Raw genomic sequence first — 18,749 nt, 5'->3', positions numbered from 1 at the left:
TTGGTCCTGGTAGAAGGCCGCTGACTCCTGGTCCAGGGGCAGCAGCAGCCGCTCCAGCGAGCCCAGGGCGCGCGAGTGCAAGGTGTGGGCGTGGGCGGCGGCCTCGGCGTGGGGGTGCATCTCGTGGATGGCGGAGTGGATCACGAAAGCGCTCGGGTTGACCTTATGCTTGCCTTCCACCACCACCCCGGCGCTGTCGACGCAGATCAGGTCCTCGACGGTCACCAGCTTGAACGACACCCCGAACGGGTTCACCCAGAAGCGGTCGCGGTGCTCGGGGTCGCGCACGGAGATGTGCCCGGCGATCCCCTCTCCGAAGCCGAGCCGGCCGAAGATCCGAAGAGCGGCCGCCAGGCGCAGCTTGCGGTGCTCGCGCTCCTGCTGATGAGTGGCGAAAACCGGGGCGGAGGGCAGCGGAAGACCCGTGTGCGTGTCGGCCAGAAACGCCTGCTCCTCAGGCTTGGTCATAGTCATGCCGGTGCTCCTTGAATGGTGGGCGCCGACGCCTGCGGGCCGAGGCGTTCTGGCGGAGCGATCCGGCTGCGGATCGCCAGGTCGCGCGCGATGTCCACCGCGCGGTCGACCAACGACTGCACGCCGAAAGTGAAGAACAACGAACCCGAGGCCGGATCGCCCAGGGTGTAGAGCCGGGACGGCGACCCATCCGGGCGCCGGGCCCTGCTGTTAGCCCGGTCAGTGACCAGCCCGCCATGGCGATGACGCAACGCCAACCCCTGCTCGGTCAGGGAGTCAGTCAGATCAGCGGCGCCCAAAGAGTAACCGCGAACTCGCGCGTTCACGGCGCTGACCACCACATCCGCGCTCTCAACCCGCCCGTCGACGGTCACCTCGAAACCCGCCCCGCCCGCGGCCGGGGCGATGCCCTGCAACCCCGCCTCCACGCTCAACTGCCCGCTGTCGGCCAACTCCAGCAGAAGGCTGGCGCTGGTCGGGGGCATCGGGCAGCACAGGCTCATGATCGTGCGGTAATGACTGCTCAACATCAGCTCCTGCTCCTCACCAGCCAGATAAGGCCAGATGTCAGGACCCACCTCAGGCACCGCCTGCTGAACCAACCGAAGCGCCACCGAGCTGTCATCGACCAACCCCAGATGCCGACGCAACCGGGCGATCCCAGACTCATCCCCCACACCGGTGACCTCAGCCAGCAACTCAGCCGGGTCCTCACCCCAATGCGCTAACTCCTTCGACATCAAATCGACCACATCAGCGATACGCAGCTGACCCACCGACCCACGCAACTCCGCCAACGCCGCTGAGGTGAAATGCTGCATCTGCAAAGCCACCGCCCGCTGACGCACCCCCGGCAACGAACCCGAGCGCGACAGCAACCGAATCGGCCCCCGATGCCCCTTGGCCCGAAGACCCAACGCCACATCCACTGCCGTCAAGCCCGTGCCGATCACCGCCACCGAGCTGTCATCACCGACCCCGAACAACCTGCCCGCCACCGGATACGGATCAGCGATGAAACCCTTGACCCCCGCCAACCCATACACATCAGTCGGCGCACCCGCCCCCGTGGCCAACACCGCGTAATCGACCACCGACACCTGCCCACCCGCACGCACCTCAAGCCGGCCATCACCGCACTGCCCGAACCCGGTCACCAACTCACGGACAATCCGCACCCGCCACCCACGACGCCCCAACGACAACAACGCCTGCCGCGCCGACTGCTCCAAATAATCCCCATACACCGCCCGCGGAATGAACACACTGCCCGACAACTCATCCACCAGAACCGACCGCTCAAGCATGATCTCCCGAGCCTGCAACCAGTTCCACAGATGCTGCGAATCCCCAGCCACCACCGACATGTCAGCCGGCACCGAATTCACCCGAACACAATCATCATCAGGCTGATAAGGCCGCCCCCGCCACAACCACCGCGACGGATCAAAGATCAACAACTCACCCGGCTCCACACCACCCCCACCATCAAGAGCAGCCAAAAAAGCCACCGCAGACGCACCCGCGCCCACCACCGCTATGGAGATTCCCGCCACCCGATCGTCTCCATTCCATGTTGAAGAGTCATTGCCTTGATTGCACCGAGAAAATTTACGTTTCTACGTGAATAGGATGTGTGCAGAGCACCTTTTGACTTCGGCGTGGTTACGCATGGCAGCCCTTCACACAAATAACATCAATCCTCGGCCGAAGGAGGGCATTAAAGCTCGGGATAAGCTTTGTGGCCCGACGCCTTGAATAAGTCATCCCCTAGCTGCGTCTGCACCCTAGGCAGAGCTATTGGCCATCACGCCGGGTGTGACTTAGGTGTGCATCGGCGTTAGAGCGCCAACCGTGGCCCGATCGCCGGCACGTGGTCGGGGAAGAAGCAGCATGCAGCCGCTACGTCTACCCGAACGTTCGGTCCCATAGCTCCCCTTCGGTCGATAACGCACTCGAACTATAGTACACTTTGTCCAGAATAACACCTCCCGTGCCTTTGTTGTATCGCGCACTCTTGGCTGGCTGGCTCCCCACGTGGCGCCCCCAAGGAATACGGCCCAGTGGAGACCTGAGGCGATCGCGTGCCTTGACTCACGGGAGGCGCGCACTGCGAGCACCCGTCCGCGGAGTCATCCAGCGTGGCAATGTATACGTGTGCTTGCCGCCGTACGGCGATTTCACATTAGGCATGGTCCGGCCCGCGAGTCTGCATCAAACGAATTGAGCGCAGGTGACACGTCCGCTCAACATCAGATGCGCTAACGACCTTCATGACCCTTTCGGGGCGCCCCGCCTGCTGGGTTTGTCGCCGAAATCGACGCAGTCACGGACCAGCTCGGCATGTAGCAATTAATCCGCAGGCGCGCAGCGACACCTGCTAACCGTGGGTCGTGGACGCTCCGCTGGCGGTCTCACTGCCCAGGCCGACGCCTGTTCCATGCGGCGCACGGACGGGGCGGCGTCGAGCAGTCGTCGCTGGCGTCGTCCCATCCCGCACATTGTGTTACTGTCCGTGACACTAACTTAACGGAGAGTTAATATGCGTACACACCGGCCCGTTCTTGCTCTGTTCGCCGCGGCGACCTTGGTGGCCGGATTGGTGACCAGCTCACCGTCCTACGCCACCGGGCCCACCGCGCCCAACCCTGCCACGAGCGGGGGAAGCCAGGCCGGCACGCCAGTCAAGCCGACTCGTGACAGCACCCCACCGGGACCGGTCACCAAGCTCCAGCTGACGGGCAACAACGCGCACTCCACCAGCCTGAGCTGGGTCAACTCCACCGATCCCGACTTCGCCGGGGTGCTGATCCGGCGAGCGGCTGGCGGCGTCCCGCCGATCTCGGCCTCGGACGGCACCCTGGTGGCGACCCTGACCACCCAGCAGACCACGTTCACCGACAAGCACCTGGCCGCGGCCAGCACCTACAGCTACGCGGTGTTCCCCCGGGACAAGAGCCACAACGCCGGCGTCGCGACCACCCTGACCACCGCCACCCGCTCGACCAGCACCACGACCGGCCTGCGCGGCAAGCTGGCCGACCAGCAGGGCCGCGCCATCGGCAGCGCCCAGGTCGAGGTCCGCGACGCTTCCTCCGGCGACACCATGGCCGTGGCGGCCACCGCCACCAACGGCCAGTTCTCCGTCACCGGCCTGGCCCCGGGCTCCTACTCACTCTGCTTTCGCACCGACAGCCATACCACCGGCCACTCAAGCACCGGATACCTGTCCGACTGCTCCGGCCCACGGTCCCACGGCTCCAGCCACACCGGCGCGCCGGTGTCCGTGCTGGCCGGCCAGATGACTCCCAGCCTGGTCGAGGACCTGCCAACCGGCGGCGCTCTCTCGGGCCGCGTCACCGACTCCACCGGCAATGGCCTTCCTAACGTCGTGATCTACACCTTCGATCCGAGCACCCCCGACTTCGGGCCCTACGTCGCCCTCACCCAGCAGGACGGGACCTACACCGTCGCCGGCCTGGCCGCCGGCTCGTACCAGGTCTGCTTCGACACCCAGGGCGCGAGTGGAGCGTCTGCCACCGGCTACCTCGATGAGTGCTACGTGGACCAGCCGCCGCGCACCGCCTCCGGCACGCCAGTCGCAGTGAGCCTCGGACAGACCAGCGCCGGCGTCGACGCCGCACTCGCGGTGGCCGGCGCGGTCACCGGCCGGGTCACCGATCCCGGCAACGCACCAGTGCAGGACATCGACGTCGACGTCTGGGTGCACGGCGCCTCGCAGCTCGCCGGCGCCAGCCGTAGCGTCAGCAACGGCTATTACACCGTCAAGGGGTTGCCGACCGGCAGCTACACGCTGTGCTTCGACGGCTCGCACGCCATCACTGCCGCCGCGCCCTACGGCTACACCAACAGCTGCAGCGGGCTGATGGTGGACGTGGTGGCAGGCCAGGCCACCACTCTCGATGAGAGCGTCGAGAAGGCCGGCGCGGTCGGCGGCGCCGTCACCGGCGGCGGCGGCCCGGTGCCCGGCGTCTGGGTGACCGTGTCCGACAGCTCAGGCAACCCGGTGAGCTCGGCCAACACCGACGGCAGCGGCAACTACCAGATCACCGGCCTGACGCCGGGCCAGGTGACGGTCTGCTTCGACCCGACCTACACCGCCGGCGGCTACCAGCGCACCTGCCACGGCGCCCAGGCCGACGGCAGCGGCACGCCGATCACCGTCACCGCCGGGCAGCTACGCACGGCCGACGTCCAGCTGTCGCGGGGCGCCTCGATCACCGGCACGATCACCAACGCCTCGGGCGCTCCGATCAGCGGCGTGCTGGTCAACGCCTACGGCATGGTCGGCTTCAGCGGCTACTACGCCCAGACCGACGCGGCTGGCAATTACACCTTCAGCGGGGTGAGCGCAGATGACTATCAGATCTGCTTCGACCCGTCCTACGCCCAGGCGCCGTCAACCGGCTACTACGCGGCCTACTACGCGGCCGAGTGCTATGACAACCAGCCCTCGTTCGAGACCGCTGACCTGGTCACCGTCGGCGCCTCTGGCTCGGTGCCGGTGAACGCGGTGCTGAGTGCGGGCGCGGCCATCACCGGGCAGGTCAGCGGCTCCGACGGCGCCGTGCTCGGCGGTGTCTACGTCTATGCCTACGATCCTGAGTCCGGCCAGCAGGCCGCCACCAGCTCCGACTACTCCGACGGCAGCTACCGGCTGGCCGGGCTGGCCGGGGGCGACTACACCGTGTGCTTCGACGCGTTCACCGTCCGCCAGCCGGCCGTCACCGGCTATGTGAACGAGTGCTACGAGAATCAGAACGGCGCCCTGGTGCACGTCACCACCGGTGTGGTCACGTCCGGCGTCGACGCCGCGCTGGCCGTCGGCGCCGGAATCGAGGGCCAGGTCACCGACTCCGCTGGCGAGCCGATCGCGCAGGTCACCGTCGAGACCCAGGGCAGCGACTGGGGGCTGTCTCTCAGCACCGACGAGGCCGGCCACTACCGGTTCACCGGCCTGCCGGCAGCGTCGCTGACGGTGTGCTTCCAGGCCAGCGAGGGCGGCGCCAACGGCGCCGGCTACCTGTCCGAGTGCGTGCCGGTGACCACCACCGCCGGCCAGGTCAGCTCCGCAGTGGACGTCGAGCTCACCGACGCGCCGACGGCCTGAGGCGGCTGAGTCTGGGCTGGCGCCGGCGGCGTGACGCTGCCGGCGCCGGCGGGCTCAGCACTCGAGGCTGACCCGCCAGCTCACTGCGTCTTCGCACCGGTCGCACAGGGGCAGAGCTGCCTTTTCAGGCGATCGGGCTAGACGCGACAACCCCGCCACGCTAGGTTCGCTGCGTAACACGACGTTTGACGCGCGTTAAGCGTTCTACGAGCGTCAAGCGTTCCAACGGGGAGTCACTATGTCTGCACGCCGTCCTGTCCTTGCCCTGCTCGCCGCGACATCTCTGGTGGCGGGGCTGCTGACCAGCTCGCCGTCCTACGCGGCCGGGCCCACCGCCACACCCAGCGCTAACCCCGCGCCCGGGGCCACCTCGGCCGGACCGAGCCGCCCCGGCGCCGGCCCCGGGGCGGGTCTCAAGCCCTCGCGCGACACCACCGCACCGGCGCCAGTCACCGCACTGGGCATGACCGGCAACGACGCGCACTCGATCAGCCTGGGCTGGACCAACCCCACCGACCCCGACTTCGCCGGGGTGCTGATCCGGCGGGCGGCCGGCGACGCCCCTCCGATCTCGGCTTCGGACGGCACGCTGGTGGCGGCGCTGGGCAGTCGGCAGGCCACGTTCACCGACAAGCGCCTGGCCCCGGCCAGCGCCTACAGCTACGCGGTGTTTCCCCGCGACAAGAGCCGCAACGTCGGCGCCGCGGCCACCCTCACCGCCGAGACCCGCTCGACCAGCAGCGCGACCGGCCTGCGCGGCAAGCTGACCGACCAGCAGGGCCGCGCGATCAGCCGGGCCCAGGTCGAGGTACGCGAGACGTCCACCGGCAACAGCATGGCCTGGGCAACCACCTCCGGCACCGGCCAGTTCTCGGTCACCGGCCTCACGGCGGGGTCCTACCTGCTGTGCTTCTCCCCTCACGACGAGACCGCCGGCCACTCGCCTACCGGTTACCTGCCTGGCTGCTACCGCCAGCAGCCCTACGGCTACGGCGACACCGGCACGCCGGTGACCGTCCTGGCCGGCAAGATGACCTCCGGCCTGGTCGACTACCTGCCGGTCGCCGGTGCGATCGCCGGCCGGGTCACCGACTCCGCCGGGCACGGCATCGCCGACGTCTCGGTGTCCGTGTGGGACCCCGACAATCCCAACCAGATCGGCCACGGCGCCACCACCCGCGCGGACGGCAGCTACACCGTGACCGGCCTGGCTGCCGGCTCGTACCAGGTGTGCTTCTACGGCCAAGCCGCACACGGGGCATCGGCCACCGGCTACCTCGACGAGTGCTATGACGACCAGCCGCCGTACGAATCCGGAACGCCTGTGGTAGTCAGCCTCGGACACACCAGCGCCGGCGTCAACGCCGAGCTGACCGCGGGCGGCGCGATCACCGGCATGGTCACCGATCCCAGCGGCGCCGCGGTTCCCGACATCTCGGTCGGGGCGTACGGCGCGGGCTACGGCTCGGGTTACAGCGACAGCACCGGTCAGTACGCCATGACCGGGTTGGCGGCTGGTAGCTACAGCCTGTGCTTCGACGGCTCGTACGTCAGCTCGGACGCCGCGCCCTACGGCTACACCAACAGCTGCGCCGGCGATCACTTCGTGACGGTGGACGTGGTGGCCGGTCAGGCCACCACGGTGAACGGGACCGTCGCTCAGGCCGGCGCGGTCGGTGGCACCGTCACCGATGACAGCGGCCCGGTCGCCGGCGTCTGGGTGGACGTCTACGACAGCTCGGGCCGCCTGCTGACCTCGACCGGCACCAACGACGACGGCAGCTACCAGCTCACCGGCCTGGCGCCGGGTCAGGTGACGGTGTGCTTCGACCCGACCTACACCGCCGGCGGCTACCAGCGGACCTGCTACGGCGCCCAGGCCGACGGCAGCGGGTCACCGATCACCGTGACCGCCGGGCAGTTGAGCACGGCCGACGTCCAACTGTCGCGGGGCGCCTCGATCACCGGCACGATCACCGACGCCTCGGGCGCTGCGATCAGTGGCGTGCTGGTCAACGCCTACAGCTGGACCTCCTACGAGGGCTACTCCTCCCAGACTGACGAGTCCGGCAGTTACACCCTCAGCGGCCTGTCCGCCGATGACTACCGAGTCTGCTTCGACCCCGCCTACGCCGAGGGTCCGGCAGCCGGCGGCTACGCCATGCAGTGCTATGACAACCAGCCCTCGATGGACACCGCGGATCCGGTCACGGTGGGATCCGCCGGCTCGGTCACGGTGGACGCGGTGCTGAGCTCGGGCGCGGCCATCACCGGGCAGCTCACCGGCTCCGACGGCGCCGCGCTCGGCGGGGCCTACATCTATGCCTATGATCCCGAGTCCGGCCAGTACGCCACTGCCAGTTCCGACTATGAGGACGGCAGCTACCGGCTGCCCGGGTTGGCCGCCGGCGACTACTCCATCTGCTTCGACGCCGCGAATGTCCGCCGACCGGCAGTCACCGGGTACGTGAACGAGTGTTACGACAACGGCAACGGCGCCCTGGTGCACGTCAGCGCCGACACGGTGACCACCGGCATCGACGCCGAGCTCGCCGTCGCCGCCGGAATCACCGGCCGGGTCACCGACTCAGCCGGCAACGGGCTCTCGTTCACCTACGTGGAAACCTTGGGGGTCGACGGCTCGTACCTCGGCGCTGGCAGCTTCACCGACGACACCGGTCGCTACCAGGTCACCGGCCTGCCTGCGACCGCGGTGGTGGTGTGCTTCCGCAGCGCCGAAGGCGGTCCGAACGGCGCCGGCTACCTGTTCGAGTGCTACGACGACCACCCGGACGCGAGCACCGCCAACCCGGTGACCACCACGGCCGGCCAGATGCGGACGGGCATCAACGCCGAACTCGCCGACGGCGCCGGCATCAGCGGCCAGGTCAGCGACTTGGCGGGCGCCGGCATCCCGTACGCCTTCGTCGAAGTCAATAGTGTCGATGGCTCGTACCTAGGCGGCGCCAACACCGACGAGACCGGCCGCTACCAGGTGGCTGGCCTGCCTGCGACCGCCGTGGTGGTGTGCTTCCAAACCTCCGCAGAGGGCGGCGCGAACGGCGCCGGCTACCTGTCCGAGTGCTATGACAACCAACCGGACGCGAGCACCGCCAACCCGGTCACCACCACCGCAGGCCAGGTGCGCGCTGGGATTGACGCCGAACTGGCCGACGCGTCGGCGGCCTGACCGGCCGAGTCTGGGCTGGCGGCGTGACGCTGCCGGCGCTCAGCGGCTCAGCACTCGATGATGTTGACCGCCAGGCCGCCGCGCGAGGTCTCCTTGTACTTGGCCTGCATGTCGGCCCCGGTCTGGCGCATCGTCCGGATCACCTTGTCCAGGCTGACGATGTGCTGGCCGTCGCCGCGCATCGCGATCCGGGCGGCGTTGATCGCCTTCACGGCAGCCATCGCGTTGCGCTCGATGCAAGGGACCTGGACCAGGCCGCCGATCGGGTCGCACGTCAGCCCCAGGTTGTGCTCCATGCCTATCTCGGCGGCGTTCTCGGCCTGCGCCGGGGTGCCTCCGAGCACCTCGCACAGCGCGCCGGCGGCCATCGAGCAGGCCGAGCCGACCTCGCCCTGGCAGCCCACCTCGGCGCCGGAGATCGAGGCGTTCTCCTTGTAGAGCACACCGATGGCGGCCGCCGTCAGCAGGAACCGGACCACGCCGTCGTCGGAGGCGCCGGGAACGAACCGGCGGTAGTAGAGCAGCACGGCCGGGATGATGCCGGCCGCGCCGTTGGTGGGCGCGGTGACCACCCGGCCGCCGGCGGCGTTCTCCTCGTTCACGGCGAGGGCGAACAGGTTGACCCAGTCCATCACCCGCAGCGGGTCGGTGGAGAACGAGTCACCGGTCAGCGACTGGGACAGCTCGGGGGCCCGCCGGCGCACCTTGAGGCCGCCGGGCAGGATGCCCCCATGGCCGCAGCCGGCCGTCACGCAGTCCTGCATCACCTGCCAGATCTTGAGCAGGCCGGCGCGTACCTCGGCCTCCGGGCGCCACACGCACTCGTTGGCCAACATGATCTGTGAGATCGGCAAGCCGCTGGCCGCGGCGTGGGCGCACAACTCGGCGGCGGTGGTGAAGGGGTAGGGCAGCACGGTGTCGTCGGCCTTGATGCGGTCGGCGCCGGTCGCGTCCTCGTCCACCACGAACCCGCCGCCGACCGAGTAGTACGTCCGCTCGCGCAGCGGGGTGGGCGGCTCCGGCGCGCCAGACTCCGCGCCTGCCTCGGCCGGCGCCGGTTCTGTGTCAATGGCCTCGGCGAAGGCGGTGAACCGCATTCCGTTGGGATGAAACGGCAGCGTCAGGCGCCGGTGCAGCACCAGGTCCGCGGTCGTCAGCTGAACCGGATGCCGGCCCAGCAACATCACCATCTCAGCCCGGCGCGCCTCGGCCACCCGGCTCAGCACGGTGTCGGTGTCGACGTCCTCGGGGGTCTCGCCCTCCAGGCCCAGCACCACGGCCCGGTCCGAACCGTGGCCGCGGCCAGTGGCGCCGAGCGAGCCGAACAGCTCGACGCGGACCCGGGCGACCTTCTCGAGCAGGCCGTCGGCCTCCAACCCCAGCACGAAGGTTCGGGCCGCACGCATCGGGCCGACCGTGTGCGAAGACGACGGCCCGATCCCGATCGAAAAGAGGTCGAACACGCTGATGGCCATATGCCCATTCTGCACCCTCGGCGGTCGACCTCCGGGTCAGTTCGCGTCAACCGCCGAGGGCCGCAGCTCTTAGACCGCCGTGAGCGTGACCACGATGTTGTCGCGGGTGGCCTTGGAGTACGGGCAGAACTGGTGCGCAAGCTCCAGCAGCTCATGGGCCTGGGCCGGCTCGACGCCCGGCATGCTGACCTCGAGCTCCACTGCCAGGCCGAAGCCGCCGTCGGCGGTAGGCCCGAAGGAGACGTGGGCGGTCACCTTCGAGTCCGAGGTGTCCACTCCCTTGGTCTTGGCCCGGTTGGCCAGCGCGCCCTGGAAACAGGCGGCGTATCCCGCGGCGAACAGCGTCTCGGGGTTGACCGCCGGCTCCGGCGAGGTGCCCGGCTGGGCAAGGTCGAAGTCGATGAGGCCGTCGGCGCTGGTGACGTGACCGGCCCGGCCGCCAGTGGCGGTGGCCGCGGTGACGTAGTTGACCTTGGTCAGTTCGTTGGGCATGAGGCTCCTTGTTGTCGATGACTGGCGGGTACCGCTGGCAGGTGGCTGGCAGGCGACAGCGCCGGTGAGGGCGATGGCATCCTGAACCCACCATGCCTGACGTCCAACACATCACCCGCACCGGTCATTTCCTGACGACAGTGGCCGAACTCACCATGCTGTCGCCGCGGATGCGCCGAATCACCCTGGCCGCGCCCGAGATCACCGGGCGGCACTGGCCGCTGGGCTGCGACATCGCCGTGGTGCTGACTGGTCCGGACGGGCGCGAGGTGCGACGGCGCTACACCGTCCGCTCCAGCGTCGGCGAGCAGCTGGTCATCGACGCGGTGCTGCACGGCCACGGCCCGGGCTCCAGCTGGGCCCAGGAGTTGCGGGTCGGCGGCCAGGTGAGCTTCTTCGGCCCGCGCGGCGAGCTGCCGCTGCCCGCGGCGTCCTGGCTGCTGGCGCTGACCGACGAGGCCGGGCTGCCGGCGATCGCAGCGCTGGCAGAGGCGGCCGGCGCGGCCGGCCGCGGCCTGCGGGTGCTGGCCGAGATCTCCGACGACGGCGAGCGCTACCCGCTGCCGGCCAACGCCGAGGTTCAGTGGCTGGCCCGCGACGGCCGGCCGGCCGGGCAGCCTGACCTGCTGGTCGGCGCGCTGGACCGGCTCCGGCCCGGGGCCGGCCCCGGCTACGCCTACGTGCTCGGTGAGTCCCGGGCGATCCTGACGGTGCGTGACGAGCTGGCGCGGTTGGGCCTGAGCCGGTCCGAGATCTACGCCAAGGGCTACTGGAACCACAACTCCCGCTCGACCCGCTGAGACACCGCCGCCTGCCGGGACTGCCCAACCCGCTCAGACGCCGGCCAGGACGGGGATGCCGGCCGGATCGCGCAGCGCCCGGTCCAGCACCGCGCCGGCCGCGCCCCGCGCGGCGGCGTCGATGCCCAGCGGCGACCTGCTGAGCCGGCCGGCGCCCCGCGGCGCCAGCGCCCGCCGGTCCAGCTGAGCGGTCAAGGACGGGGTGATGGCCTCGAACAGCCGGGCGTACACGCCGCCGAGCACCACAGTGGGCAGGTCCATCACGTTGAGCAGTGAGGCCAGGCCCACTCCCAGCGCGCTGCCGGCCCGCGCGACCGCGTCCAGCGCCGCCGGGTCCCCGGCCGCCACCGCGGCCTCCAGCTGCTCCAGGCCCGGTTGCCCGGCGGTGCGCAGCAGCACCTCCTGCCCGGCGTACTGCTCCACGCAGCCCCGGCCGCCACAGCCGCAGTCCGGGCCGTCCTGGGCGACCACCACGTGGCCGAGCTCGCCAGCGAAGCCGTTGACGCCCCGGAACAGCTCACCGGCCACCACCAGGCCGGCGCCTACCCCGATCTCACCGGAGACGTAGACGAAGTCCGGGCCCACCGCCGGCTCGGCGCGCAGGCAGGCCAGGGCGCCCAGGTTGGCCTCGTTGTCGACCAGCAGCGGCGGCAGTCCCAGCGCGGCAGCCAGCTGCCGGCCCGGTTGCCCGCCGGTGAGGCCGGGCAGGTTCGGCGCCCGCGACAGCGTTCCGTCGGCGCCGACCACGCCCGGCAGCGCCAGCGCTGCGCCGAGCAGCGGCCGGCCCAGTTCCCGCAGCACCTCGCCGACGAGCTCGGCTGTCTGCTCGATCACCTCGGCCGCGCTCCGGGCCCGGTTCTCCGCGACGCTGTGCCGGTAGCAGCGCAACTGCCCGGTCAGGTCCAGCACGCACACCGTCAGGTAGTCGACGTTGACCTCCACGCCCAGGGCCATCGGGCCCTCGGGGTTGAGGGTGACCGGACGGGCCGGCCGGCCTATCCCGGCAGTGGCCGGCGGCCCCTCCACCAGCACGTCACGGCTGATGAGGTGGTCCACCAGGCTTGAGACGGTGGCTTTGGTGAGGCCGGTCCGCTGGGCGAGCTGGGCCCGCGAACCCGGCGCGGCCGCCAGCGACGTGGTGATCAGGCTGAGATTGTGCCGCCGGACGGTCTGCTGGCCGGCGGGGTTTCCCAGCGCTGTCATCGGCTCAGGTGCTTGCCGGCCGCCTCGGCGTAGCGCTGGCGCAGTCCGGCGGTCGGGGGGCCGTCGTAGACGGTCGAGGCGCCCAGGTCCCACACCGGCGCCTCGGCGGCGCCGGACAGCACCCAGGCGGCCTGCCGGGCGGCGCCGTCGGCCACGTACTCGCCGGGCTCGGGCACCGTGACCGGCGCGCCGAACACCGACGGGGCTATCCGGCAGACCGCCTCAGACCGTGCGGCGCCGCCGATCAGGCGCACGCCCGTCACCGAGACGCCCTGAGCCACCAGGGCGTCCAGGCCGTCAGCCAGCCCGCACAGCATGCCCTCGACCGCGGCGCGGGCCAGGTTCGCCGGCTGCGAGTTGGCCAGCGTCAGCCCGTGCACCGCGCCGGTGGCGTGCGGCAGGTTGGGGGTGCGCTCACCCTCGAGGTACGGCACCACCGTCACACCGCCGGCCCCCGGCTCAGCCGACAGCGCCAGCCTGCTCAGCTCGGCCAGGCCGACCCCGAGCAGCCGGGCAGCCGCGTCGAGCACCCGGGCGGCGTTCAGGGTGCAGACCAGCGGCAGAAACGCCCCGGTGGCGTCGCTGAAGCCGGCCACCAGTCCGCTGGGGTCAGCCGGCTGGACCTCGCTGCGGGCGCAGGCCACCCCGGACGTCCCCAGCGACACCAGCGTGTCCCCGCCCATCTGCACTCCGAGCGCTCCGGCGGCGTTGTCACCGGCGCCCGGGCCGATCAGCAGCCCGGCATGCTCGGCGGCCGGCTCGGCGGGGCCGGCGACCCGGGGCAGGGTCGCCTGGTGTCCCAGCGCACGCGCCAGCAGGTCGGTGCGGTAATCGTTGCCGCGACCGTCGAAGTAACCGGTTCCCGATGCGTCCGAGCGGTCGGTCACCAGCGCGTCGAGGCGCCCGCCGGCGCCGGCCAGCTTCCAGCTCAGCCAGTCGTGCGGCAGGCAGACCGCCGCCGTCCGGGCAGCATGCTCGGGCTCGTGCTCGGCCAGCCAGCGCAGCTTGGTCACGGTCAACGAGGCCACCGGAACGCTGCCGACGGCCTCGGCCCAGTACCGCGGACCCAGTTCGGCGACCAGGTCTGCCGCCGCGGCGGCGGACCTGGTGTCATTCCACAGCAGCGCCGGCCGGATCACCTGGCCGTCGGAGTCCAGGCACACCATCCCGTGCTGCTGCCCGCCGACGCTGATCGCCGACACGTCGGCCAGCCCGCCGGCCTGCTCCAGCGCCACGCTCAGCGCGTGCCACCAGTGCTGGGGGTCCACCTCGGTGCCCTCGGGGTGCCCGGCCCTGCCCTGCCGGACCAGCCGCCCGGTGTCGGCGTCGCGGATCACCACCTTGCACGACTGGGTGGAGGAGTCCACCCCGGCGACCAGGGACCGGTTGCCACTTCGCTGCGCGCCGGGCTCGCTGGCGCTGGCCCGATGCTCGCTCGGCATGCTTACCGGGCGCCGGTGAGGTGTTCCAGCGCGAGCTGGTTCAGCCGGACGAAGCCGTAGCCGCGCTCCGCGGCCGCGTCGGCGTCGAAGTCCTCGAAGCTGCTGGCGTCGGCCAGCAGCTCGGTGTAGCCCTCTCCCTCGCCCAGGGTCGGCTGGGACAGCTCGCCGACCTTGGCGTGGGCCAGGGCCTGCTGCACCTCGGGGTCCGAGCGGAACGCGGTGGCCCGCTCCTTGAGGATCAGGTAGGTGCGCATGTTGGCGCGCACCGAGTCCCAGACCCCGTCGTAGTCCTCGGTGCGCGACGGCTTGTAGTCAAAGTGCCGCGGACCGGTGTATGCCGGGCTTGCGCCGCCGTCGGCGCCGGGTTTGCCGCCGAACTCCAGCAGGTCCACCAGGCCGAAGGCGTTGAACAGGTCGCCGTGACCGAACACCAGGTCCTGGTCGAACTTGATGCTGCGCTGGCCGTTGAGGTCGATGTGGAACAGCTTGCCGTGCCACAGCGCCTGCGAGACGCTGTGCACGAAGTTGAGCCCGGCCATCTGCTCGTGGCCGACCTCTGGGTTCACGCCCACCAGCTCGGGCTGGTCCAGGGATGAGATGAAGGCCAGCGCGTTGCCCACGGTCGGCAGCAGGATGTCGCCCCGGGGCTCGTTGGGCTTGGGCTCGAGGGCGAACCGGATGTCATAGCCGCGGTCGGTGACGAACTGGGTCAGCAGGTTCATCGCCTCCCGGTAGCGGTCCAGCGCGGCCTGGACGTCCTTGGCGGTGTCGTACTCGCTGCCCTCGCGACCGCCCCAGAGCACGAACGTCTGCGCGCCGAGCTCGACGGCGAGCTCGAGGTTGCGCAGCGTCTTGCGGATCGCGTAGCGGCGGATCGAGCGGTCGTTGCTGGTGAAGCCGCCGTCCTTGAACACCGGGTGGGTGAACAGGTTGGTGGTCACCATCGGAACGACCATGCCGGTCTCGTCCAGGGCCTGGCGGAACCTGGCCAGCTGCTTGTCCCGATCGGCGGCCGTGGCGCCGAACGGGACCAGGTCGTCGTCGTGGAAGGTGATTCCGTAGGCGCCGAGCTCGTCGAGCTTGTGCACCGCCTCAATCGGGTCCAGCGGCGCCCGGGTGGGGTCGCCGAACTGGTCCTTGGCCTGCCAGCCGATCGTCCACAGCCCGAAAGAGAACCGGTCAGCCTTTGTGGGAGTGAGCGTGGTGGGGGTGAGCGTGGTGGGAGTGAGCGTGGTGGGAGTGAGCGCCATCTGTCCTACCTCAGGTTTGTTTGTTTAGGCATTGAACTTACCTGTCACCGTACCTCTGCCAGGCGGTGCTGCATACCCCGTGGAAGTGGTTTGATCGAGGCATGCCCAATCCCTCTCGCGCCGGGTCGCCGGCCACCGCCGAGGACCTCGTCGACCTCGACAGCCTGATCGACGCCTACTACCAGCTGCACCCGGACGTCTCGGCCGCCGAGCAACGGGTCAGCTTCGGCACCTCCGGTCACCGCGGCTCGTCGTTGAGCACCACCTTCAACGAGGACCACATCCTGGCCACCAGCCAGGCGATCTGCGAGTACCGCGCCGTGCACGGAATCGACGGCCCGCTCTACCTGGGCGCCGACAGCCACGCGCTGTCCGAGCCCGCGGTCCGCTCGGCGTTGGAGGTGTTCGCCGCGCACGAGGTCGGCGTGCGGGTCGACTCCCGGCAGGGTTACACCCCCACTCCGGCGGTGTCCCGGGCGATCCTGAACCACAACGCCGGTCGCGGCGGCGCCGGGTCAGGTCAGGCCGACGGCGTGGTGGTCACCCCCTCCCACAACCCGCCCGGCGACGGCGGTTTCAAGTACAACCCGCCGGATGGCGGGCCGGCCGGCACCGACATCACCGGCTGGATCCAGGACCGGGCGAACGAGTTGCTGGCCGCCGGGGCGGCGAAGATCAAGCGGATCCCCTACGAGCGGGCGGTGGCCTCCGACCACGTCCAGGGCTTTGACTTCCTCGACGCCTACGTCTCGGCGCTGCCCGACGTGCTCGACCTCGAGGCGATCCGGGCGGCCGGCGTGCGGATCGGCGCCGACCCGCTCGGCGGGGCGTCGGTGGCCTACTGGGGCGAGATCGGCTCGCGCTACGGCCTGGACCTGACCGTGGTCAACCCCGACGTGGACCCGCGGTTCGGGTTCATGACCCTGGACTGGGACGGCAAGATCCGGATGGACTGCTCCTCACCGGCGGCGATGGCCTCGCTGATCGAGCGGATGCAGGCCGACAGCAGCGGCGCCACCCTCTATGACATCGCCACGGGCAACGACACCGACTCCGACCGGCACGGCATCGTCACCGCCGACGGCGGGCTGATGAACCCCAACCACTTCCTGGCCGTGGCGATCGGCTACCTGTACGCCAACCGGCCCGGCTGGCGCGCCGACGCCGCGGTCGGCAAGACCCTGGTCAGCTCGTCGATGATCGACCGGGTGGCCGCTGACCTGGGCCGGCGGTTGATCGAGGTGCCGGTCGGCTTCAAATGGTTCGTCCCCGGCCTGCTCGACGGCTCGGTGGGCTTCGGCGGCGAGGAGTCGGCCGGCGCGTCGTTCCTGCAGCGCGACGGCGGCGTCTGGACCACCGACAAGGACGGCATCATCCTGTGCCTGCTGGCCTCGGAGATCCTGGCGGTCACCGGTGAGTCGCCCTCCCAGCGCTACCGCTCGCTGACCGAGCGGTTCGGCGAGCCGGCGTACGCGCGGATCGACTCGCCGGCCACCCGGCAGCAGAAGGCGGTTCTGGCCAAGCTGTCACCCGAGCAGGTCACCGCCTCGACCCTGGCAGGTGAGCCGATCACCGGCCGGCTGACCACCGCCCCCGGCAACGGCGCGTCGATCGGCGGGCTGAAGGTGACCACCGAGCGCGGCTGGTTCGCCGCCCGCCCGTCCGGCACCGAGGACGTCTACAAGCTCTACGCCGAGTCCTTCGACGGCCCCGTTGGGCTGTCCCGGATCCAGGACGAGGCCCGCGAGATCGTGGCCGCCGCACTCCAGGCGTAGTCCCATTGTGCGGCCTGAATCCGCGGTTCCAGCCGGCTTCAGCGCGGATTCAGGCCGCACAATAGGGCCGATAGGCAGGGAGAGCCGATCAGCCGCGGCTGAAGGTGTCAGGATGCGGGCCGATCCGCTCACCCGTCTCCAGGCCTGCGATCGCGCTCAGGTCCTCGGCGCTCAGGCTGAAGTCGAAGAGCTCGAGGTTCTCCCGAATCCGCGACGGCGTCACCGACTTGGGGATGACCACGTTGCCCAACTCGATGTGCCAGCGCAGGATCACCTGGGCCGGGCTCTTGCCGAGCCGCTCGGCGATCTGAGTGATCACCGGGTCGGCCAGCACCTCACCGCCGCGTGCCAGCGGTGACCACGCCTCGGTGAGGATGCCGTGCTCGGCGTGAAAGGCCCGCAGCTCTGCCTGCGGAAGCAACGGGTGCAGCTCGATCTGGTTGATCGCCGGCACGACCGAGGTCTCGTCCAACAAGCGCTGCAGGTGAGCGGGCTGGAAGTTGGAGACCCCGATGGCGCGGACCCGGCCCTCGGCGTAAAGCTTCTCGAAGGCGCGCCAGGTGTCGACGTAGCGCTCGAGGTCCGGGGCCGGCCAGTGGATCAGCAGCAGGTCCAGCACTTCCAGGCCCAGCCGGTCCATGGACGCCTCGAAAGAGGCGGTCGCCGCGTCGAAGCCCTGTTCGGAGTTCCACACCTTGGTGGTCACGAAGAGCTCGTCGCGGGCAATGCCGGACTTGGCGATCGCCGCCCCGACGCCGGCCTCGTTCTGGTACAGCTTCGCGGTGTCGATGTGCCGGTAGCCGGCCTCAAGCGCGGTCGAAACGGCGGTCTCGGTCTCGGTGTCGGGCACCAGGAAGACCCCGAAGCCGACCTGAGGGATCTGGACGCCGTTGTTCATGGCCAGAGTGGGAACTGTCATGACTTGCAGTCTAGGCAGCGCGGGCGGCGCAGGCGAAAGCGCTTACTCACAGCCCCGCTGAGCGGATGCGCCACGCCGGCTCTACAGGCTCTTGCGGGGCCCGCTCAGCTCGTCGAGGATCAGCACGGTCTGGGTGGCCAGCACGTCGGGCATGGTCTGAAAGGTGTTGAGCACCAACTCCCGCATGCTGGCCGCGTCCTGGGCGCGCACCAGCAGCACCAGGTCGTTCTCGCCCGAGACCAGCGCGCCGTGCCAGACCTCGGGAATCTGCAGCACCTGCCGCCGGACCGCCTTCCAGGAGTGCTGGCTGATCTTGAGGTAGACGTAGGCCGAGATGCCGAAGCCATAGCGCTCGGGATCGATCGAGGCGCTGTAGCCGGTGATCACGCCCTCGGTCACCAGCCGCTCGACCCGGGTGTAGGCGCTGGCCCGCGAGATGTGCAGCTTCTCGGCCAGCGCGCGCATCGACACCCGGCCGTCCTCGCGCAGTTCGGCGACGATTGCCCGGTCGGTGTCGTCCAGCTGGACCGGTTGTCTAACCTCAACCGCTTGCGGGGGCTTAGTATTCGACATACTGCACGATAACAAGCCCTGGCTT

General features: G+C 70.0%; 13 protein-coding genes. 4 read left to right on the top strand and 9 right to left on the bottom strand.

Features of this window, described 5'->3' with window-relative positions:
- A partial coding sequence (locus VGB75_09140) for a class II aldolase/adducin family protein (protein ID HEY0167194.1) occupies window positions 1-474 on the bottom strand: 474 nt, incomplete at its 3' end.
- Complete coding sequence (locus VGB75_09135) at window positions 471-2,030, bottom strand: FAD/NAD(P)-binding protein (protein ID HEY0167193.1); 1,560 nt, start codon at window positions 2,028-2,030, stop codon at window positions 471-473. The genes VGB75_09135 and VGB75_09140, both read right to left, overlap by 4 nt.
- Window positions 2,031-3,016: 986 nt before the next feature.
- Between VGB75_09135 and VGB75_09130 the strand changes: the two genes are divergently transcribed.
- Complete coding sequence (locus VGB75_09130) at window positions 3,017-5,605, top strand: carboxypeptidase-like regulatory domain-containing protein (GenBank protein ID HEY0167192.1); 2,589 nt, start codon at window positions 3,017-3,019, stop codon at window positions 5,603-5,605.
- A 238-nt stretch (window positions 5,606-5,843) separates the two neighbouring features.
- On the top strand, window positions 5,844-8,795 hold the full coding sequence (locus VGB75_09125) for a carboxypeptidase regulatory-like domain-containing protein (protein ID HEY0167191.1): 2,952 nt from the start codon (window positions 5,844-5,846) through the stop codon (window positions 8,793-8,795).
- A 47-nt stretch (window positions 8,796-8,842) separates the two neighbouring features.
- Here VGB75_09125 and VGB75_09120 read toward each other — a convergent pair whose 3' ends face one another.
- Together VGB75_09120 and VGB75_09115 are read right to left on the bottom strand one after the other, a co-directional pair.
- Window positions 8,843-10,270 carry an L-serine ammonia-lyase gene (locus VGB75_09120; protein ID HEY0167190.1) on the bottom strand — a complete coding sequence of 476 codons (1,428 nt, stop codon included), beginning with the start codon at window positions 10,268-10,270 and terminating at the stop codon, window positions 8,843-8,845.
- Window positions 10,271-10,339: 69 nt separating this feature from the next.
- Window positions 10,340-10,762 carry an organic hydroperoxide resistance protein gene (locus tag VGB75_09115; protein HEY0167189.1) on the bottom strand — a complete coding sequence of 141 codons (423 nt, stop codon included), beginning with the start codon at window positions 10,760-10,762 and terminating at the stop codon, window positions 10,340-10,342.
- Between the two features lie 92 nt (window positions 10,763-10,854).
- Here VGB75_09115 and VGB75_09110 point away from each other — a divergent pair, with 92 nt between their 5' ends.
- Window positions 10,855-11,562, top strand: coding sequence for a siderophore-interacting protein (locus tag VGB75_09110; protein ID HEY0167188.1), 708 nt, complete (start codon window positions 10,855-10,857; stop codon window positions 11,560-11,562).
- A gap of 33 nt (window positions 11,563-11,595) precedes the next feature.
- Here VGB75_09110 and VGB75_09105 read toward each other — a convergent pair whose 3' ends face one another.
- Genes VGB75_09105 through xylA form a run of 3 tightly spaced genes read right to left on the bottom strand, consistent with a single transcriptional unit; the run spans window position 11,596 to window position 15,457 of the window.
- Entirely contained in the window at window positions 11,596-12,765 is a 1,170-nt protein-coding gene (locus tag VGB75_09105) for an ROK family protein (protein ID HEY0167187.1), read from the bottom strand.
- Window positions 12,762-14,207 (bottom strand): xylulokinase, encoded by a 1,446-nt coding sequence (gene xylB / locus VGB75_09100; GenBank protein ID HEY0167186.1) that lies wholly within the window; start codon window positions 14,205-14,207, stop codon window positions 12,762-12,764. The genes VGB75_09105 and xylB overlap by 4 nt, the downstream gene beginning before the upstream one ends.
- Before the next feature lie 2 nt (window positions 14,208-14,209).
- Window positions 14,210-15,457 carry a xylose isomerase gene (xylA, locus tag VGB75_09095; GenBank protein HEY0167185.1) on the bottom strand — a complete coding sequence of 416 codons (1,248 nt, stop codon included), beginning with the start codon at window positions 15,455-15,457 and terminating at the stop codon, window positions 14,210-14,212.
- A gap of 101 nt (window positions 15,458-15,558) precedes the next feature.
- On the opposite strand from xylA, the gene pgm reads away from it, so the two are divergent.
- On the top strand, window positions 15,559-17,232 hold the full coding sequence (gene pgm, locus VGB75_09090; GenBank protein HEY0167184.1) for a phosphoglucomutase (alpha-D-glucose-1,6-bisphosphate-dependent): 1,674 nt from the start codon (window positions 15,559-15,561) through the stop codon (window positions 17,230-17,232).
- A gap of 88 nt (window positions 17,233-17,320) precedes the next feature.
- Here the strand turns inward: pgm and VGB75_09085 are convergent, their stop codons facing one another.
- Both VGB75_09085 and VGB75_09080 read right to left on the bottom strand, forming a co-directional pair.
- Window positions 17,321-18,151, bottom strand: a complete 831-nt coding sequence (locus VGB75_09085; GenBank protein HEY0167183.1) for an aldo/keto reductase — start codon at window positions 18,149-18,151, stop codon at window positions 17,321-17,323.
- An 81-nt stretch (window positions 18,152-18,232) separates the two neighbouring features.
- A complete protein-coding gene (locus VGB75_09080; GenBank protein HEY0167182.1) occupies window positions 18,233-18,724 on the bottom strand; it encodes an Lrp/AsnC family transcriptional regulator in 492 nt (163 codons plus the stop codon).
- Between the last annotated feature and the right edge of the window lie 25 nt (window positions 18,725-18,749).

The organism is Jatrophihabitans sp., from assembly GCA_036399055.1.
Classification (GTDB): domain Bacteria; phylum Actinomycetota; class Actinomycetes; order Mycobacteriales; family Jatrophihabitantaceae; genus Jatrophihabitans_A.
This window is presented reverse-complemented; position numbering and strand designations above follow the sequence as displayed.

Excerpts from the sequence above, each read along its gene's own strand:
- VGB75_09110 (HEY0167188.1), top strand. The coding sequence starts at position 10,855 with ATGCCTGACGTCCAACACATCACCCGCACCGGTCATTTCCTGACGACA.
- VGB75_09080 (HEY0167182.1), bottom strand. The coding sequence starts at position 18,724 with ATGTCGAATACTAAGCCCCCGCAAGCGGTTGAGGTTAGACAACCGGTC.
- xylB (HEY0167186.1), bottom strand. The coding sequence starts at position 14,207 with ATGCCGAGCGAGCATCGGGCCAGCGCCAGCGAGCCCGGCGCGCAGCGA.
- VGB75_09115 (HEY0167189.1), bottom strand. The coding sequence starts at position 10,762 with ATGCCCAACGAACTGACCAAGGTCAACTACGTCACCGCGGCCACCGCC.
- VGB75_09125 (HEY0167191.1), top strand. The coding sequence starts at position 5,844 with ATGTCTGCACGCCGTCCTGTCCTTGCCCTGCTCGCCGCGACATCTCTG.
- xylA (HEY0167185.1), bottom strand. The coding sequence starts at position 15,457 with ATGGCGCTCACTCCCACCACGCTCACTCCCACCACGCTCACCCCCACC.
- pgm (HEY0167184.1), top strand. The coding sequence starts at position 15,559 with ATGCCCAATCCCTCTCGCGCCGGGTCGCCGGCCACCGCCGAGGACCTC.
- VGB75_09120 (HEY0167190.1), bottom strand. The coding sequence starts at position 10,270 with ATGGCCATCAGCGTGTTCGACCTCTTTTCGATCGGGATCGGGCCGTCG.
- VGB75_09105 (HEY0167187.1), bottom strand. The coding sequence starts at position 12,765 with ATGACAGCGCTGGGAAACCCCGCCGGCCAGCAGACCGTCCGGCGGCAC.
- VGB75_09130 (HEY0167192.1), top strand. The coding sequence starts at position 3,017 with ATGCGTACACACCGGCCCGTTCTTGCTCTGTTCGCCGCGGCGACCTTG.
- VGB75_09085 (HEY0167183.1), bottom strand. The coding sequence starts at position 18,151 with ATGACAGTTCCCACTCTGGCCATGAACAACGGCGTCCAGATCCCTCAG.